Consider the following 18,453-nt stretch of genomic DNA (forward strand, 5'->3'; position numbering starts at 1 on the left):
GCGACCTGTTAAGGGCCTATAGCTCAGTTGGTCAGAGCAGAGGACTCATAATCCTTTGGTCCACGGTTCAAGTCCGTGTGGGCCCACCAACTCCAAAGCCGCGCATTGCGCGGCTTTAGCGTTTCTGGCGGAACCATCACAGATACAGTCCTATGGTCCAAGGGTACAATTTAGGTACAGTGCTGGTTCGCCAGCCGCCTAGGAGCCCCCTCTCATGGCTACTCTCGTCAAAACCCCTTCCGGCACCTGGAAGGCGCTCATTCGTAAAAATGGCTGGCCCACTGTCGCCAAAACCTTCCGCACAAAGCGTGATGCGGAGGACTGGTCGAGGCGTACCGAAGAAGAAATGGTGCGTGGCGTGTACATCCGGCGTAGCGGCTCGGAGAAAATGACGCTAGAGGCTGCACTCAAGCGCTATCTGAGCGACATAACCCCCACCAAGAAGCCCACGACTCAGCGTGGTGAAACCTCGAAAGCCAAGAAGCTGATCGAGCACCTGGGCAAATACTCGATGGCTGCCCTCTCCGCTGAAATCATCGCTGGTTATCGTGACAAGCGCCTAAACGAACCCAGCCGTGGTGGGACCATCAGCAACAACACCGTGCGTCTCGAACTGGCCCTATTGAGCCACCTGTACACGGTAGCGATTCAGGAGTGGGGTTTGGGTCTGACGTTCAACCCAGTGCTGAACATCCGTAAGCCAAGCCCTGGGGATGGTCGCGACCGAAGGTTATCGCCGGAGGAAGAACGTCTTCTGCTCGCGGCAGTGAATCGACACAGCAACCCTATGTTGGGCTGGATTGTTTGCATCGCTCTGGAAACGGGTATGCGCTCGTCTGAGATCTCATCCCTACGACGACCTCAAGTGGATCTGGCAAAGCGTGTTATACGTCTCTCAGACACGAAGAACGACGGCCCCCGAACCGTTCCACTGAGCAAGCGCGCCACTGAAGTATTCAAAGCTGCGATGGATAATCCGGTGCGCCCAATCGACTGCAATCTGGTGTTTTTTGGTGAGCCAGGTAAGGACGGGAAGCGTCGGCCGTATACCTTCACCAAAATTTGGGGTCAGCTGAAGAAGAAGCTCGATCTACCTGACTTCAGGTTTCACGATCTGCGCCATGAGGCTGTGAGTCGGCTTGTCGAAGGCGGGCTTTCTGACCAAGAGGTTTCGGCCATCAGTGGTCACAAGTCGATGCAGATGCTCAAGCGATATACGCACCTTCGGGCTGAAGACCTAGTTGAGAAGCTGGATAAAATCTCAAGATAACAGTAACCCTTGAAGCTAAATCATCAAAAAAAACACAAAAATTTACATTTATTTCAAAAATAACCTAGACATCGATACGAGCCCTTGAATTACAAGGGCCTAGCCAACCTCAAGAAAACCAGCATATATAATCTTGGTAGCAATATGGCGACAGCACAACTACCAACTGGTCGATACGCGTCACCACTTGGTTTGACACCAGCAAATCACCGCGTAAAAATTCGCTGAATTTCTCCCACCATGGCGAACTTACACATGACAACTGAAGAGTATCTACTGAACCGTTTTGGCCCTTTGATGAGCATCCCGGACATTGCCATTCTACTAGGGCGCTCGCCTGATGGAGTAAGGGTCTCTCTATATTCAGACACCGATATTTCCCGAAAACTCAAACCGGCAATGATCAGGATCGGCCGCCGCGTATATTTTAGGACAATGCAGATCAATGACGCCCTTAACTTGAATATTGAGGTGAGTCCTCTGGGAAATTTGCAATGAGCTACAAAGCCTATGACTGGGTCTGGACGCACGAATTTGAGTCTACGACCGCCAAGCTTGTAATGATGGCATTAGCCAAACATGCAAGCGAAAAGGGTAAAGGTTGGCCAGGCGTGAAAACTCTCGCAAGCTTTTGCGGTATTTCTTCCAGAACAGTACAACGTCACATTAAAGAGTTTGAGCGAGCGGGCCTATTAACCATCCAAAAAAAATACCGCCGCGATGGTGGTCAGACGACGAATAGGTACTTCATAAACCTTACTTCCGCGCAAGCCTTAGCCCCAACTGACAGAGATGTCATAGGGGGGATGACAGCTGTGACACCCCTGCCCCGGTCAGCAACGTGTCACGGGGGGCATGACACAGCGATGACATGCCAAGAACTACCAACGGAACCAAAAAAAGAACTACAACAAACAGCAGATGATGATCTTCGTTTCCCCAAGCGTCTAAAAGCTGGTGATAGCGCATGGATTGTTCAGCTCTTAAACGACGTTCCGAGACAGGATCACCAAATGCTTCTTGATGAACTATCTGAAGCACTGAAATCTGGGATAATTATCACAACACCTCAAAGGTGGTTTTATGGACTAAAGAAAAATTATTTGAAAGGTAATTTTTGCGCGCTTGCAAAGCCGAGCAGGCCGAAGCCTAAAGTTGAAGATCCAATCGAACCTTACAACAGCGACAAACCATTGTGGATCCGTACTGATAATAAAAAAGAAAGCATGAATGCTTTGAAACGACAAACACGCAACAAAACACACCTTCAGTGACGCGCCAACATCATCAGAAAACCGCGCATCAAATCAACAGTATTGAAAGGATAAAATAATGCCACTTCATTTTAGACAACTGGAAAGCTATTGCGACAGCTTGGACAGAACAGGCGACATACAAGTTATCCTACGAGCACACTACAAGAACGGCTTTGCGCTAAGCGTATCGGACGGGGTAATCGACCACACCGTCATCGACGAAGAAAACCGCCCATACTGGTTTAGGACAGTAGAAATGGCTTTAGATGAGCTTGCAAATATCCCTTATATTTCTGACCAGATTATGATTGATCGAAAGTTTTGGTCTTGATTACATAAATGAAGCAATCAAATACTGAGCGCAGCTAATTTATACCCTAAGAATGCTTCTGCGTACTGGGTGCTGGGGCTGAAAAGAAAGTCCCTGACAGGTGGGAATAGTAGCTCGATAGAAAGAGCCACCGGACAAGCAGCGGAAAGACGCGCCGTATAGACCACATCCCAAGAGCGCCGCAAAGGCGTACTGGATACGGGCCTTAAACAAGCCCTGACTGGCGGGAACAGTAGCTCGATAAAAAGAGTCGCCGGACGGCTGGAGAGACAGCTCTGCGTTCCCCCATAATCCGAGGAGGAACACCATGATTTCATATGTTTACTTACCCATGCTCGTCCTGAGCGCATTCTTGATCATATCCATCCGTAGATTTTGGATCTGCGCTGATAGCATGGGGTTTATGCGCGAACTCTCCCGACGCGCACCAATGCTGCTAAAGCGCGACATCATGGCGGCAGTCCTCGCACTGGTACCTATCTCGATGGCGCTCATCGACTGGCTTGGCATAACCCTTCCTAGACAATCAGTACCTATGCCTCCTCTACTGGGCGTCATCTTGGCAGCTGGGAGCCTAGGTGCCTCAGTTGCCGTCCTGCATAACACTCTTGATCGACTTGCCGGAAGCTGGGCAGGCACAAGGGAAAGCGTTCTACGCACCATCGCCGCGCTTCAAATTATCGAATCCACTGAGTTAGGCTACCGCGCGCACGCCCACACGAAACCAATCCACGCTGAACGGACCCTCAACGTCATTCAATCCAAGGACGAAAAATGAAATCCCTCCTGACTACACCCGCGGTCCTAATGATCGTAACCGCCACCCTCTCAGGCTGTGGCAAACAAGAGCCCGTGCAGACGGTTGATTGGTACAAAGCAAACGCGCCTGAAAGACTTAAGGTTCTGGAAAGGTGTAAGGCAAATCCTGGCGAGCTTGCTCTGACCCCGAACTGCGTCAACGCGAAAACTGCCGCAAACGCATTGGTGCTTGAGAATCGTGAGTACAAGCAGCGTGAACCCATGAATTTCTCTTCTCAGGGAAAATAGAATGGCGACCAAAACAGGAATATTTGAATGGATAGGAGGGTCAATGGATCAAACCCTCCATACGTTCATCAGCATCACTTCGAGTCGAGTGATTGAGGATTTCACGCTCACCGTGACGATAGGCGGAACGCTATATTTGACGATGGTCGGCTACATGATGATCACGGGAACGATTGAGCAGTCTGCCTCTCATTTTCTCAAAACATGCGGAAAATTCCTGCTCATCAGCGGGTTGGCCATGCAAGCCGACACCTACATGTCGTGGGTAGTAGAGGCATTGAGGGGGCTTGAAACAGGAGTCACGGCCGCCTTTACAGCGACGAGTGATCCATCAATCTCAGACTCGGTTTTCCAAGTCATTGACAAGGCAATGTCGGACGGCTGGCAGATAGGTGCAGACATGTTGTCGAAAATGGGGCAACGCCACTCCTACGAAATCGGAATGATTATGTGGGATGGGCTGAACGCCCTGATCGTCTATGCCGCTACGCTGCTCATCGCAGTTCCGGCAGGAGCTATGATTATTGTCGCAAAAGGCATGCTGTCGATCATGCTCGGAATCGGGCCAGTCTTCATCATGATGCTGCTGTTTGGACAGTTCACGTCCAAGTGGTTCGATAGCTGGTTTGCCCAGGTCATCACTTACATCATGCAAACGGCACTGGTTAGTACGGTTCTCAGCTTTGGGATCAAATACTTTTCCTCGATAGCTGCCAGCATATTGGCAAACCCAGCCGATTACCCAATCGCAACGTTCCTGGAGCTACTGGTTACAACCATCGTCGTGCTCTACATGATGTATCAAGCCCATGGCGTTGCAGGAGGCCTTGCGGGAGGTATATCGAGTGCGGCACTGACCTTGCGCGGAATCGCAAACGGCGCCATGGCACCAATCACCAAGGGTCTCAACAGACAGTCAACGCGCCGTGACATGCAGTCGGGCCAGATGGTCACAGCTGGACGATTGAACCACCTCGCGGCTGGGAATACAGCCTGGAATCCAGCGTACCGACAGCACGTCATGCAGAACATGGGCAAAAACTGGGGAAGTGCTACTGGAGGCAAAGTAAATCAGTAGCCCGTGACTCACGACTGATCAGACCTCGTTTCAACGGGGTCTTTTTCTGAGTACTTTCAGCAAGCGGATGACGGGTCAAGGGGTTGGTGCGGCCCGCAGGAGCGTAGCGACGAGGACTCGGCCCCTTGACGCGGCAGAAGCGACCAACGCTCACGGCATGGGTGTAGGGGATCAAGGCCGGAGGCCTCCCCTGCACCCTTGACGACAGAGGGCGACTCGCTCCCTTCCCGCTTGCGGGAAGGGCGGGGGGATGGGATATGGAAGAACGTTAACACTATGAATCTAATGAACTAATCGCAAAAACAAGACAATTTCAGCGTTCTTGTCTTGATGACTCATACGTGCAAACCAATCCCGGGACGGATGGTCACTTGGTTCGGTAGATCCGTCGAAACCAGGTCCTGCCGGTGTAAAGGCGCTTACAGATCTTTATGGACAGAACGCCTACCAGTGCGAAGACAATCCCGAAAACAACCCACAACACTGTCGAATTGGTAGACAGGTGATCGTGAACGAGCTTCGCCGCATACCAGCCTGCTGCCACCGAAACGATAATGAAAACGACGATACTTGCCCGAGGGGTGCCATAGGAAATTTCAGCATGACAGCCTCTACAAACTGAGGCGCCCCATGGAACGTTGTTCATGCAATGTGGGCAACTGACGGTTTGGTTGGTTTGCACCGATTCACTCCTTTGAAAAGCTTCCTTGAAGAACCACTAGTCTAACCGAGGTTCTCCCCAGTAAGGCACCGGAGAAGACGCTTGCACCGGTCAGTAATCCAAACGATGGAAATGTTTGAACACCGGTCTTAAAGCTCCGCGCTCCGCTTGGGCAACCCCTTCGGTTGCATCCCGTGTCCGAACTTGCCGGACTGGCTGCGGGGCAGGCACGGCGGGCGGAGCCCTTGACCTACCCCTAGCGATAGGCTGAGCGCTTCCTGTGGAGTCAAGGGTACGGCTACGCCCGTCATCCTCACCCGTTCGGTGCTCGCCTTCGGCTCCGCTCCGCATGCGGCCTCCGGTGCCGCCCTTGACGCCACATCCAGCAAAAACCTTGGTACTTTCGCAGACGTGAGCTTCGCGTTCGTGTGGGGGCCAACCAAGATCACTAACTGCTGAGACTGCCTCAAACCGCTATCCTTTACATGATCAAGAATTCTCAAAAAACCATCAGGAACCGCTATGAGTTCGGAAGACCAAAAAACCGATCAACATCAAAACAACATCGAACTGTCAGCTGGAATTGACCATCCCAAGGTATACCAACTCTCGGAGGCTGAGCGGAGCAAGCGAAGGGAAGCCGTAGCCTTTGCCAACGCCTCAACAAACCTGTCTGCATTTGAAATCACTGACGGTATGAAGCGCCTCGGCGAGCGTTACATAAGCGGCGAGATTGATCTGGAAGAATTTGTAGCGACCTCGCGGCTAGAACACGCTCAGTGAAATGAGATCCACAGATGCCCATATGTTCATTGCAGGCGTGCGCGCATCGAACCAGAAAAAGCTTGTTCATGAACAAGTACTAAATCCCGTGGAGCACTAATGCAGGATAGGCAGATCGCCGGTTAATAGGCGCCCAAAGGTTGTTCATGAACAAGGATTCGGTCGCAAGGAGATCTAGTGCAGGATAGGCAAAGCACCGGAAAAATACCCCGGTAGCACCTCGTCAATTAAACACTGCGGCCCGAACACTGGAGAGGGCCATCCGCCTCCATGAACGTGCTGAATGCCACACCTATTACCGCAGCAAAGGCCAATCCCAAAAGATACTCGAGTTGAATCCGTGACCAAGCCTCTCTCACAAAACCTTGTTCATGAACAAATTTTGAAGACGATGCAGTACTAGTGCAGGATAGGCGTTCGCCGGCAAATTGTGGTTCACTACTGATATGGTCAGTTTTTAATGCCGAAGGAAAAATGTAAATGCCGCGCAAACCTAGCATCGGCGCCACGAGGGATAGCGCCGTTTACCGTGTACGCATACCGGCTGACCTGAAATCAGATTGGGAGGCGCACTGCGAGAAAAAAGGAAGCTCCCAGCACGGCATGATCCGGGCGCTAATGCGCTACGTCATCCAAGATGAAATGCCCACAGGCGTTCAAAATTGGATATCAGGGCAAATCGCAGGCGATCCCGACGAAGGTCCGAAACAACGGCTTGAGGTTCGATTAACGCCAAGTGAACACCATGAGATCGTGACACGTTCAGAAGCCGAGGGCTGCTCAGCACAACGGTGGGTAATCAATTGCGTACGAGCTAGTTTGACCAATCAGCCCCAATTCACCATGGAGATTACTAAGGCGCTTTGGGATTCATCAGGTCAGCTCAGAGCCATCGGGAGAAACCTGAACCAGCTAGCTAAAAAACTGAATGAGGGAGGCAGCCAGGAGATTTCAGCCATGGAAATAAAGCAGCTTTCGGACTACATCTACAGCCATACCGAAATTGTTGCTGAACTCCAAGACGCTAGCTTGAGTCGGTGGAAGATCACCTCGTAACATACCCGGCACCAAGTGCCCTGCGGCCTCAGAGTGAGAGAGAGGATCGAAGCCTTAAGCGGGTTGATTTGAAAGTACAACGAAGCCCGCGCCAGCCTTGAACGTTGGAGTATTGAGTACCACGCTGTGCGAACTCAAATACAGCTTGCCCGAGCCGATGGAAAGAACATACCCAACCACGGCTCGAGATCCCTATAAGTCAGTAAATAACCTTACCAGCCCCCCCCCTAGGGCATTAACGAACGAGGCCTCCTAGTTCAAGCACTAGAATTTCCCGCACTCAATTAATCGTAAATACTCTGAATCATTTATCCCTATCCTCATCCAATTACCTGCAAGCTTGGCCATTTCACTTGCAGCCCTCGCATAGCGAACCTCACCCAACCATGTAAATCTTTGCTGGTTACTTGTCGAAGAGAACGTGAAGAAAGTTTTACCACCTTCAGGCTTATGCTGTTCTCCTCTCACCCGCTGAGAGTTACCTGTAGGCAGAAAAGAATAAGTCATAAGCGTTGGGTGCTTTTCCCGAAAATACAGCCCTCGACTGTTACCTTCTTCCTCTTTAAGAATTAAGCTATAACGACTATCATCAATCACAGCTTCGAGAAAAACAAAGGGAGTTTCTTTCAACAGTCTCAGCGTATCGCACGCAGGTGTAAGGCATATAAAATACCGCCTAGCCTCACCATCTTGCATCCTAAGTAGAGTACCCGTCGTCAAGGAAGGTAGCCAGCCCTCAGTGCCTATGAGCTTGGTGTCTCCAAAAGCCTCTCGTTTGAAAACTACGAGCCGAGAAAATGAAAGCTCCGCCTCTTTAGACTTCTCTTCATCCCCGGCAAGAGAGATTGAAACTTTATTCCGGTGCTCCCCAGGCAGACTGATCAAATCGCCTGCATCGGTTCGCGCACCCTTATCATCAATACCGTTTTTCAGCAAAAGATAAAGTAACGTTTTATCAACTTGCTTTTTTCCGTAAGCTTGCGAAACAATCTCACCTTCTTTTATATTTAGCCACTTCTCCACTGCCTCCTTATCAAGGTACTGATCTGCAACGGATTCAAGGCCTACTGCATTATCACACTCAGAGACTAAAAGCTCCCGCATCAACTCAGCTACATCTTCAGGCGGATTTGTAATCAAACGATTTGCCACATATGCAGAATCAAGCCCTTTATCAAAACGGGTGACCATATGATGTATGTTTTTTCTAATAGCCCCTACAGCTGCAAGAGCAAAAGACGGCATTAAGCCGTCTGCAAACCGAGTAAAAGAGCAAACCAGATTACTTGGCAGATCAGAAGGAAGTACGGCGGCTTTATTTATGACTGTAACGAGATAGCTTTGCTCTTTAGAAAAAAACACACCTTCGTCGACCACTTCAACATATATGCCGCCCCCGCCAAGAGACTCTCTAACATCCATATACACCTGATCAACTACAGGCTGACCTGTATATATACAAATGAAACGCAGACGGCCATTTTCTGCAACATCACTTAACGCGATCTCTTTCAAAATCCTTCTAGTAAGATTTGGAGAGTCACCGTACAAATACCAGTCAATGACTACGATATCAGAAATAAGTGCAGCATTAAGAACTCGCTTAACAACTATCTCTTCATTAAAGTCATTATCATCAGGTAAAACAAAGGCACAATTTAAACCTTCCTCTGCAAATGCGTCAGATACTTTCCGAACATCTAGCCTGTGCGGATCAATAGTATATTCTTGCTCTTCCGCCACCAACTCAACTGGAACTACTGCTTCAAAAATGGTTGTGTCGCCCATTCCGTCATCTGGAGCCACTATGCGAAACTCGTCAATTGAAACTTTACGTTTGCTCTCAACGAACGGTTCATTATCAATCACAACAGCATTTTTTAAAAATTTTCTCGCAGAGGACAAACAGTGTTTAAACCAGTCTTCTTGCGGATTAACTGCCGGGGCTGCTTCTCCAAGTACTTCAGCTTGCATCATACTTCTCCCTGCTTATCCATCGGCTTAATCCTGAATACCGGATTCACGTCCAAACCAGTCTTTTCAAGCTCAATCGTAAAGTTCTCTCGGAGAAGGGTTTCCCTACTAATCGCAAGCCCCATACCCCGTCCACCAGGCTTTTTACTCGTACCGAAATCAAATATCTGATCTCGCATTCTCTCCTCAACCCCTGGTCCTGTGTTTGAAATTAAAAAGCCATCATCATCAGCATCTAAAATTATCTTTCGCAAATTTTCAGAGCGGCTAGCCACCCAATAAATAGCGTTATCGACAACATTTATGAATGCCCCAAGCAACGCAGATGACCTACATTTCACTTTTTTATCACGAAATGCATTAGTAGCTATCAGCTCAACTTCGCCATCTTTTAGCGACTCGTTGAAAACTCTACGAATAACATTCAGTATCTCGTCCCCGGAAAGCTCTACAGTTGAGCGATGCATTCTTCGACCTAGAGGATCCAGTACCTTTAGGTAGCCATCAAGGTGCTCTATATGCTCACGAAGATTTTTATAAATCTTGAATAACGGGGGATTACGATCTGCCCATGGTTTAAAGTCAGCCATTGCGACTCTGATGCCCCGAGCCGCTCGCTCAAATTCGTGCTGAAGAATACCAACAGACATTCCCATCTGAGCGAAGTCCGAATAAAAATCCAGTTGTTCTTCCAGCAACTGATTTCGGCTTTCTAATGCAGCAAAGCGGTCATCTAAAGTCTCACGTTCTTCGATCCCTTCAGACAGTTCAATCATCTGGCGCCTAAACGAATCAAAGAGTTCGGACTCCTGCTTTCTAAGGTTCCCAATCTGTTGTTCTATTTCGTGGCGTACATGGTCAAGTTCTTCTGGTTTTTCCGCCGAACGCTGAGTGAACTCGGCAACAAGAGTTTCAATGTTTGCGCGGAGGTCTGAAAACTCAGATTGCAGCACTTGTTTCAAGGACTGTTGCATCTTATCAGATGCCTGAAACGCCTCACGGCGCAGACCTACAAGTTCTTTAACTGTAGAGTCTCGTTCTCGCTCAATACTCTGAATGGCTATTTCTCGACGCTGGGCTTCCGCTAGATTGCCGTGCGCTGCCTTTTGAAGTTTTTCGTCAATTTCTAGACGCAATGGATCCAGTACGGTTTCTCTGACTTCTAAGCTCATGCGCTCATAAGCGGCCCATTCTTTTTCCAACCTTTTGGGTAAAGACAGCCCCCTAGGTCGCATAATAATAGACTTATTATACAGAGTTCTAAACTGACTTCGCACATCGAGTTCCAAAAGTCTTAACTTAACAGCAAGCTGCCCTTGGTCCCTCTCTTCCAAAAGCAAATCTAGACGTTCCGCTAGACTTCTAGATATACGCTCAGCTTCAAGCTCATAGAAATCACTTTCATACTCACTTGAAAAGTCTTCCAATTCCTTTTCGAAAACAGTACGTCTACCATCGGCTTTTTTCTTCTGCTTTTTCAAAAGCTCAGCTTGCGCACTTATTTCCTTCTTCACCTCCCAGTAGTCTCCCTGAGGTGAAGTTTCTCGAAAAAATTCGAGCGCTAACTGTTGAAAAAAATTGATTAAAACCGATCTAAAATCACGATACGCTTGATTCTCTCGAAACCCCTCACGCCCTGCTTTTTCCGTAAGAGATGTATTATTCTCATGACCAATAGATATATAGCCAAAACCTCTACGATAAGAAAAAAACCAATCTCCCGCAGACTTAGTTCTTCGCTTTTCAATTTCTAAAAAGTCATAATCCGTATTCCCATACGGCAACACTCTAATACCATCCCGATAAATATAGACACCACCAAGTCGCTCTAGCTTGGAACTCATCTCGGTCCAATCCTGAGAATTTAGACTAGATTCCTTCGGATTACCTTGTATGTAGCCGTAACGAATTGAAAAGCTTCCACAACGAGGTCGACGACCTCGCCCGTCATTCCAATTACAAACGAATTTTCGAGGCTTTCCATAGATCATCACATCGCCGATAAACTGACCATTTTCATCAAAGTCGCCCTCAAACAAATGGTCCGTCTTCGTAAAATCATCTTCAGTAAAAAAAACAGACGGTCCGATTAATTCCTCAACCTCAGAAAGGTGATGATCACGAAACTCAGTTTTAATTACAGGCTCATCACCACTCATAAGATTGGAAAAACCGAGAAGATTTCGCTCTAGCTTTGACGCCTCCTTGTCCGCGCCTCCATCAATATCGTCATCTAGCTCAGGAGCAACTGGTAAAACAATAAAATGGGTGCCGTACCCCTCACCAGTAAGAGTAAGCGGCTGATCTCGGCCCTGATTCAGGTTTTCATCTATTTTGTCTGGCCCTATAGTTCTAGCCAAATCCAAATTTTGGTGTAACTGTATAAATACATCAGGGTCAATTCTGTTTTTTAAAGACTTCAGGTTCTCACTGACTTTATCTATCAGTTTAGCTATATCATTTTTTGTAGGAAGAATGCCGCCTGAAAATTCCTCTATCGGAATATCAATAGCGCCGATGTCTATTCCCGGCTGCTCAAATATCCCCCAATGAATCAGAGCCACAACAAGGTTATGGAGGCCGTCAGGACGGCTTGCGCGAGTCATTAAAATGGTGATGGGGGCAATGACAGCAATTGCGAGGCGGCCAATACCTTTCTCGCCCATGATTACCCGCTTGGGAAGTTTTTTGGGGCCTCGCCACTTCCTCCAAACTTCCTCTTCAGTTTCCTCTTCAGTTTCTTCCTCGATTTCGTCTCGGTTGGCATTCACTCTTGATTCAGTACCGAGGGTAAGCCACCGATTTTCCAAATCGCTCCGGGTCATTCCGTATCCATCGTCGCGCAAGACGAGAACCCGGGTACGCCGGAAAAAATCGACCTCTACTCTCTCCGCGTAAGCGTCATGCGCATTTTTGAAAAGCTCGTGAATCGCAGTTGGGATACCTGCAATTTGCTGTCGACCGAGCATGTCGACGGCTCTAGCTCTAACCTTGAGCTGGGTCATGATTACTCCTGAGGCTTAAACGTAGCTAGCTCTTTAGTTTTTGAGTTGTTTCATAGCGCACTGGATCGCTTCCGCAATATCCCCTGGCAAATCATGAGTCCAGAAAAGAAGCACCGTCCACCCCTCCGCTTTCAGTGCCCCGGTTACTCGCTCATCCCGATACGATTGCCTTCAAGCTTCTCAGCCCACCACTCGCTGTTCGCCTTAGGGATCGTACAGTGCTCAGGACAACCGCGCCAAAAGCATCCATCAATCAATACAGCGAGCTTGATCCTCTGGAATGCAATATCTATGTTCGCTCCTCCTATAGCCAAGCTCTTTGGTTTGTAGTTAATCCTATAGCGAAAGCCAATTGCAAAAAGGAGTTTACGAACGGCCTGTTCATGCCCTGCACACTTCATGCGAGCGCGCTTCATTCGCACTGACGCCGCCTCCGAGGATGGCGAGGGCGGTGCTGCGTCTTGTTTTTCACAAGCTCAGTCACCCTGTATAAAAAGGGCAGCTTTCAGGCTTACTCCTATGGCTTTCATCATTGCAGGCGGGACCGCGTTACCAATCTGAGTAGAGACTTGGGCAGCATTACCCTTGAACATATAGTGATCAGGAAATGACTGAAGCCTCGCGGCTTCACGCAATGTTATAGCCCTGTGCTCTTTCGGATGTGCAAAACGACCCCTGGTTATATCCGTACAACCCGTCGTCAATGTCGGAGATACATCACTCCACCGCATACGCCCATACGTATCGGAGAAAGAAGACTTTTTGCTCCTCCTATGGCATGCGAGCTGAAGATGCAGTGGTAGTGATTCGCGACCACCCCCGTCTTCAGGAATGTGCTGAAGCCTAAGTATGTTGAGTGCCGAGTGTTTGCGAGCAAAGTGCAACGGGTCGTGCCCCTCGGGCGGACGCCCAATTGGGGGAGTTGGAAGATCTCCGATTGTGTCTTTGACGGTTTTTTTTCCCGACTTTGCTATGTCAATCGCCCGGTCTAGGGACACTCCCTTAGCGGCAACAAGAATCATACGAGTACGTCGTTGAGGGACTCCTAACTCTGCCGCATCGATGCGCATCGGCTTCGATACTCTATAACCGTCATCCTCAAGCCAGTTTTTGAAGCCACCGAAAACATCACTAGACTCCAACCCTGGCACATTTTCTAAAAAGACGATGGAAGGTGAAAAGCGCTCAATAAAGGGAATGGCAGTACTGACGAGATCATTACGCGCGTCACTTGGGCTTCTACGGCGATTTTGGCTGCTAAAAGGCTGGCAAGGCGCACATACAACCAGAAGATCAAGGTTCCCTGGGATTACGCTTGAGAAGGCATCTGGAGAAACTTTGCGGATGTCCTCCTCAATTAGCATCACATCCGGGTGATTGGCCCGGTAGGTTTCGCAGGCTCCCGGATTGAGATCAACAGCTCCAACGACGTTGAACCCGGCCTGCTTAAGCCCGAGGGTGACGGCACCCGAACCGCTGAACAAATCGAGAGCAAGGGGTTTTCGAGCTTTGCTGACCATGGGGTGTTCCTGACTAGTGAATGCTTCTTGCACACGAAAAATGTGATTAGCACAAGAGTTTTCACGTACCTAAAGCCCCTTAGGATACTAGGTTCGAGGCCCAAAGTGTCCCGATGCACGGCAGAATGAAGGCAAAGTCGGCTGGATCGTGCCCTAGCCTTTCTTCGCTACAAAACGTGGCTGATAAAATATGCTCAATCAGAAGCACGAGTGCAAGATAAGTACATCTGCAGTACAGTACTCAGCTTGCTTAAGCTTCTCAAGAATACGCTCAACCCTTGTAAAAACGGGCCCGCCAGCTATGCCAACCTACGTTCACCTACGGACGCTTTCTCTAGGCATATCAGCTCGCCCAGCAACTCATAATCCTTTGGTCCACGGTTCAAGTCCGTGTGGGCCCACCAACTCCAAAGCCGCGCATTGCGCGGCTTTTGTGTGTCTGACGTTGCCGTTTTAGCGAGCGCAACCATCCACAGACTCACTTCGCAAACAACCGCCCAATATCCCTGAACGCCTTGAACTCCAACGCGTTGCCGCAGGGGTCAAACAAGAACAGCGTCGCCCGCTCTCCCACCTCGCCCTTGAACCGAATGTGTCCGGCGATGAAAAGACCACGCAAGCCTGTAACATATGCCCCCCATCCGTCCGCACCGGAGCTGCCCTTGCCTGTCCTCGATGAAATCGACCGCCAACTGATCGCCGCGTTGCAGATCAACGCCCGCGAGAGCGTGGCCATGCTGGCCAGGCAGTTGGGTATTGCGCGAACTACGGTGACGTCACGCCTGGCACGCCTGGAGAAAACCCAGGTGATTACCGGTTATGGCGTGCGCCTTGGCCAGCGTGTGGTGGATGGCGGTTTGCAGGCGTATGTCGGTATCACCGTGCAGGCGCGTTCGGGCAAGGACGTGCTGCGCAAGCTCAGTGCGATGGCCCAGGTTCAGCAACTGTGCGCGGTGAGCGGCGAGTTCGATTACGTGGCATGGCTACGCACCGATTCGCCGGAGCAGCTCGATCAATTGCTGGACCAGATCGGCAGCGTCGATGGCGTGGAAAAAACCACCACGTCGATCATCCTCAGTAACAAACTCGATCGCAGACAACCAATCTGACCACCAACCTCGTCATTTTGACTAAAAACAATCCAATTCGACGACACTTTGCGTCTTATTTACGAACGCTACGCTCCCTAAACTGGCTGCCATCTTTTCCTATACTCAGCGGGCACGTCCCGCGAGCCGCTAGTAAGGTCAGCCATGAGCATTCCGTCCAGCAGCATCAGCAAGACCAATCGCCACCCCGCCGACGGTAAGAAACCCATCACCATCTTCGGCCCGGATTTCCCGTTCGCGTTTGATGACTGGATCGAGCACCCCGCCGGCCTGGGCAGTATTCCGGCGGCCAACCATGGCGCCGAAGTGGCGATCGTCGGCGCCGGGATTGCCGGCCTGGTGGCCGCCTATGAGCTGATGAAGCTGGGCCTCAAGCCCGTGGTGTACGAGGCCTCGAAGATGGGCGGGCGCTTGCGCTCCCAGGCATTTGAAGGGGCCGAAGGCATCATCGCCGAACTGGGCGGTATGCGTTTCCCGGTGTCGTCCACCGCCTTCTACCACTATGTCGACAAGCTTGGCCTGGACACCAAACCCTTCCCCAACCCGCTGACGCCGGCTTCCGGCAGCACGGTCATCGACCTGGAAGGCCAGACCCACTACGCACAAAAACTGTCCGACTTGCCTGCGCTGTTCCAGGAAGTGGCTGACGCCTGGGCCGACGCCCTGGAAGCCGGCTCGCAGTTCGGCGATATCCAGCAAGCCATCCGCGACCGCGACGTACCGCGCCTCAAAGCGCTGTGGAATAAACTCGTGCCGCTGTGGGACGACCGCACCTTCTACGACTTCGTCGCCACCTCCAAGGCCTTCGCCAAGTTGTCGTTCCATCACCGTGAAGTGTTCGGCCAGGTCGGCTTCGGCACCGGCGGCTGGGACTCGGACTTCCCCAACTCCATGCTGGAAATCTTCCGTGTGGTGATGACCAACTGCGACGACCATCAACACCTGGTGGTCGGCGGCGTGGCACAGGTGCCCATGGGTATCTGGCGCCATGTGCCGGAGCGCTGCGCCCACTGGCCAGCGGGCACCAGCCTGAGTTCGTTGCACAGCGGCGCGCCACGGGCCGGTGTCAAACGCATTGCCCACGCGGCCGGCGGCCGTTTCGCCGTGACCGACAACTACGGCGATACCCGCGAATACGCCGCCGTGCTGACCACATGCCAAAGCTGGCTGCTGACCACCCAGATCGAATGCGACGAAACCCTGTTCTCGCAAAAAATGTGGATGGCCCTGGACCGCACCCGCTATATGCAATCGTCGAAGACCTTCGTGATGGTCGACCGCCCGTTCTGGAAAGACAAAGACCCGGAAACCGGCCGCGACCTGATGAGCATGACCCTCACCGATCGCCTGACCCGTGGCACTTACCTGTTCGACAACGGCGACGACAAGCCGGGCGTGATCTGCCTGTCGTACTCGTGGATGAGCGATGCGCTGAAAATGCTCCCGCAGCCCATCGATAAACGCGTGAAGCTGGCCCTCGACGCGCTGAACAAGATCTACCCGAAAGTCGACATCAAGGCGCGCATCATCGGCGACCCGATCACCGTGTCCTGGGAAGCCGACCCGCATTTCCTCGGGGCTTTCAAAGGTGCGTTGCCCGGTCACTATCGCTACAACCAGCGGATGTACGCGCACTTCATGCAGAAGGACATGCCCGCCGAGCAACGTGGGATTTTTATCGCCGGCGATGACGTATCCTGGACACCTGCCTGGGTCGAAGGCGCGGTGCAAACCTCGTTGAACGCCGTCTGGGGCATCATGACCCACTTCGGCGGCCACACTCACGCAGAGAACCCAGGGCCGGGTGATGTGTTCGATGAAATCGGGCCAATTGCCCTGGCCGATTAAGGAGCCAAGCCATGCGTGTCGCCCTGTACCAATGCCCACCGCTGCCGCTGGATGTGGCCGGCAACCTCAAGCGCCTGCACCGCCTCGTGCACGAGGCGTCCGGCGCCGACGTGCTGGTGCTGCCGGAGATGTTCCTCACCGGCTACAACATCGGCACCGAAGCCGTCGGCGCATTGGCCGAAGCGCAGGATGGCGAGTCGGCGCAGACGATTGCCGAACTGGCGCAAAGTGCCGGGCTGGCGATCCTGTATGGCTACCCGGAACGCGCCGCGGACGGGCAGATCTATAACGCCGTGCAGTTGATCGACGCTCATGGCCAGCGCCTGTGCAACTACCGCAAGACGCACCTGTTTGGCGACCTCGATCATTCGATGTTCAGTGCCGGGGGTGATGATTTTCCGCTGGTGGAACTCAACGGCTGGAAACTGGGCGTGCTGATCTGTTACGACCTGGAGTTCCCGGAAAACACCCGGCGCCTGGCCCTGGCCGGCGCCACTCTGATCCTGGTGCCCACCGCGAATATGGTGCCGTTCGACTTTGTCGCCGACGTCACCGTGCGGGCGCGGGCCTTTGAGAACCAGTGCTACGTGGCCTACGCCAACTACTGCGGGCACGAAGGCGAGATTCAGTATTGCGGGCAAAGCAGCATCGCCGCACCGGATGGTCAGCGAATCGCCCAGGCCGGCCTGGATGAAGCCTTGATCGTCGGCACGCTGGAACCCCAATCGATTCTCGATGCCCGCACCGCCAACGACTACCTGCAAGACCGTCGCCCCGAACTGTACGGCACGCTGCACAAGCCCTGATCTGGAGGGTTTGCTAGCATAGGCACTTCCCTCGTATCGGAAGTGCCCATGCCTGCGCCGGCCCAGCCTCATCACCTTCACCTGACCCTGGCCAACGGCCTGCGGGTTTCCCTGCGCCATGCACCGCGTTTAAAGCGCTGCGCCGCTGTGTTACGGGTGGCGGCCGGCAGCCATGACGTGCCTTTGGCGTGGCCCGGCCTGGCGCACTTTCTGGAACACTTATTGTTTCTTGGCACTGAGCGTTTTCCGACCGAAGAAGGGCTGATGACCTACGTGCAGCGCCACGGTGGCCAGGTCAATGCCAGTACGCGTGAGCGCACCACGGATTTCTTCTTTGAACTGCCGCTGCCGACCTTCGCCGACGGGCTCGAACGCTTGGCCGATATGCTGACCCATCCGCGCCTGGCGCTGGACGATCAACTGCGCGAGCGCGAAGTGCTGCACGCGGAATTTGTCGCCTGGTCCCAGGACGCCAACGCACAACAACAGGTCGCGCTGCTGGAAAGCCTGGCAGCCGATCATCCGCTTCGGGGCTTCCATGCGGGCAATCGCGACAGCCTGCCGGTGGAACGTCAGGCGTTTCAGCAAGCGTTGCGGGATTTCCACCAACACTTCTACCAGTCGGGGCAAATGACGTTGAGCCTGGCCGGCCCGCAACCGCTGGCAGAACTCGAACGCTTGGCGCGGCGCTTCGGTGAGCAACTGAGAC

Annotated in this window: 17 protein-coding genes, 1 tRNA gene and 1 pseudogene; 14 read left to right on the forward strand and 5 right to left on the reverse strand. The window is 51.9% G+C overall.

Translation table 11 applies throughout. The features are described from left to right. Positions 1-12: 12 nt before the first annotated feature. From L9Z73_RS01620 to L9Z73_RS01665, 10 genes are all read left to right on the forward strand, one after another. Positions 13-89: transfer RNA gene (locus tag L9Z73_RS01620), tRNA-Ile, on the forward strand. 125 nt (positions 90-214) lie between these two features. After that, positions 215-1,270, forward strand: a complete 1,056-nt coding sequence (locus L9Z73_RS01625; protein WP_247395859.1) for a site-specific integrase — start codon at positions 215-217, stop codon at positions 1,268-1,270. A 255-nt stretch (positions 1,271-1,525) separates the two neighbouring features. Further along, the gene (locus L9Z73_RS01630) at positions 1,526-1,768 is read left to right on the forward strand and encodes a plasmid-related protein (protein WP_247395861.1); all 243 of its coding nucleotides are present in this window, start codon (positions 1,526-1,528) and stop codon (positions 1,766-1,768) included. After that, positions 1,765-2,544 carry a helix-turn-helix domain-containing protein gene (locus tag L9Z73_RS01635; RefSeq protein ID WP_247395863.1) on the forward strand — a complete coding sequence of 260 codons (780 nt, stop codon included), beginning with the start codon at positions 1,765-1,767 and terminating at the stop codon, positions 2,542-2,544. Before L9Z73_RS01630 ends, L9Z73_RS01635 begins: the two co-directional genes overlap by 4 nt. Before the next feature lie 58 nt (positions 2,545-2,602). Beyond that, the gene (locus L9Z73_RS01640; RefSeq protein ID WP_247395865.1) at positions 2,603-2,857 is read left to right on the forward strand and encodes a hypothetical protein; all 255 of its coding nucleotides are present in this window, start codon (positions 2,603-2,605) and stop codon (positions 2,855-2,857) included. A gap of 307 nt (positions 2,858-3,164) precedes the next feature. Continuing rightward, positions 3,165-3,635, forward strand: coding sequence for a hypothetical protein (locus tag L9Z73_RS01645; protein WP_247395867.1), 471 nt, complete (start codon positions 3,165-3,167; stop codon positions 3,633-3,635). After that, positions 3,632-3,904, forward strand: a complete 273-nt coding sequence (locus L9Z73_RS01650; protein ID WP_247395869.1) for an EexN family lipoprotein — start codon at positions 3,632-3,634, stop codon at positions 3,902-3,904. The genes L9Z73_RS01645 and L9Z73_RS01650 overlap by 4 nt, the downstream gene beginning before the upstream one ends. 43 nt (positions 3,905-3,947) lie before the next feature. After that, complete coding sequence (locus L9Z73_RS01655) at positions 3,948-4,982, forward strand: type IV secretion system protein (RefSeq protein WP_247395871.1); 1,035 nt, start codon at positions 3,948-3,950, stop codon at positions 4,980-4,982. A gap of 1,183 nt (positions 4,983-6,165) precedes the next feature. After that, the gene (locus L9Z73_RS01660) at positions 6,166-6,426 is read left to right on the forward strand and encodes an antitoxin VbhA family protein (protein ID WP_247395873.1); all 261 of its coding nucleotides are present in this window, start codon (positions 6,166-6,168) and stop codon (positions 6,424-6,426) included. 480 nt (positions 6,427-6,906) lie between these two features. Continuing rightward, complete coding sequence (locus L9Z73_RS01665; protein WP_247395875.1) at positions 6,907-7,482, forward strand: plasmid mobilization protein; 576 nt, start codon at positions 6,907-6,909, stop codon at positions 7,480-7,482. Between the two features lie 264 nt (positions 7,483-7,746). On the opposite strand, the gene L9Z73_RS01670 is transcribed toward L9Z73_RS01665, so the two are convergent. From L9Z73_RS01670 to L9Z73_RS01685, 5 genes and pseudogenes are all read right to left on the reverse strand, one after another. Then, positions 7,747-9,456, reverse strand: a complete 1,710-nt coding sequence (locus tag L9Z73_RS01670) for a response regulator receiver domain (protein WP_247395876.1) — start codon at positions 9,454-9,456, stop codon at positions 7,747-7,749. Next, on the reverse strand, positions 9,456-12,461 hold the full coding sequence (locus L9Z73_RS01675) for an ATP-binding protein (RefSeq protein ID WP_247395878.1): 3,006 nt from the start codon (positions 12,459-12,461) through the stop codon (positions 9,456-9,458). Before L9Z73_RS01675 ends, L9Z73_RS01670 begins: the two co-directional genes overlap by 1 nt. Before the next feature lie 143 nt (positions 12,462-12,604). Then, positions 12,605-12,877: a hypothetical protein gene (locus L9Z73_RS31375; protein WP_430624272.1), complete on the reverse strand. Its 273-nt coding sequence runs from the start codon at positions 12,875-12,877 to the stop codon at positions 12,605-12,607. Positions 12,878-12,937: 60 nt separating this feature from the next. After that, the gene (locus L9Z73_RS01680; RefSeq protein WP_247395879.1) at positions 12,938-13,981 is read right to left on the reverse strand and encodes a DNA cytosine methyltransferase; all 1,044 of its coding nucleotides are present in this window, start codon (positions 13,979-13,981) and stop codon (positions 12,938-12,940) included. 478 nt (positions 13,982-14,459) lie between these two features. Next, a pseudogene (locus L9Z73_RS01685) lies at positions 14,460-14,627 on the reverse strand (VOC family protein); the annotation flags it as partial. A 16-nt stretch (positions 14,628-14,643) separates the two neighbouring features. On the opposite strand from L9Z73_RS01685, the gene L9Z73_RS01690 reads away from it, so the two are divergent. The 4 genes from L9Z73_RS01690 to pqqF form a co-directional block, all read left to right on the forward strand. Then, positions 14,644-15,090 carry an Lrp/AsnC family transcriptional regulator gene (locus tag L9Z73_RS01690; protein WP_017847827.1) on the forward strand — a complete coding sequence of 149 codons (447 nt, stop codon included), beginning with the start codon at positions 14,644-14,646 and terminating at the stop codon, positions 15,088-15,090. A 165-nt stretch (positions 15,091-15,255) separates the two neighbouring features. Continuing rightward, positions 15,256-16,938: a flavin monoamine oxidase family protein gene (locus tag L9Z73_RS01695; RefSeq protein WP_247395886.1), complete on the forward strand. Its 1,683-nt coding sequence runs from the start codon at positions 15,256-15,258 to the stop codon at positions 16,936-16,938. A gap of 11 nt (positions 16,939-16,949) precedes the next feature. Next, positions 16,950-17,744, forward strand: coding sequence for a carbon-nitrogen hydrolase family protein (locus L9Z73_RS01700; protein ID WP_247395881.1), 795 nt, complete (start codon positions 16,950-16,952; stop codon positions 17,742-17,744). 48 nt (positions 17,745-17,792) lie between these two features. Then, positions 17,793-18,453, forward strand: a 661-nt coding sequence (pqqF, locus tag L9Z73_RS01705; RefSeq protein ID WP_247395884.1) for a pyrroloquinoline quinone biosynthesis protein PqqF, incomplete at its 3' end; no start/stop codon positions are given.

The sequence above is a fragment of the Pseudomonas emilianonis genome, assembly GCF_023072625.1.
GTDB lineage: Bacteria > Pseudomonadota > Gammaproteobacteria > Pseudomonadales > Pseudomonadaceae > Aquipseudomonas > Aquipseudomonas paraveronii.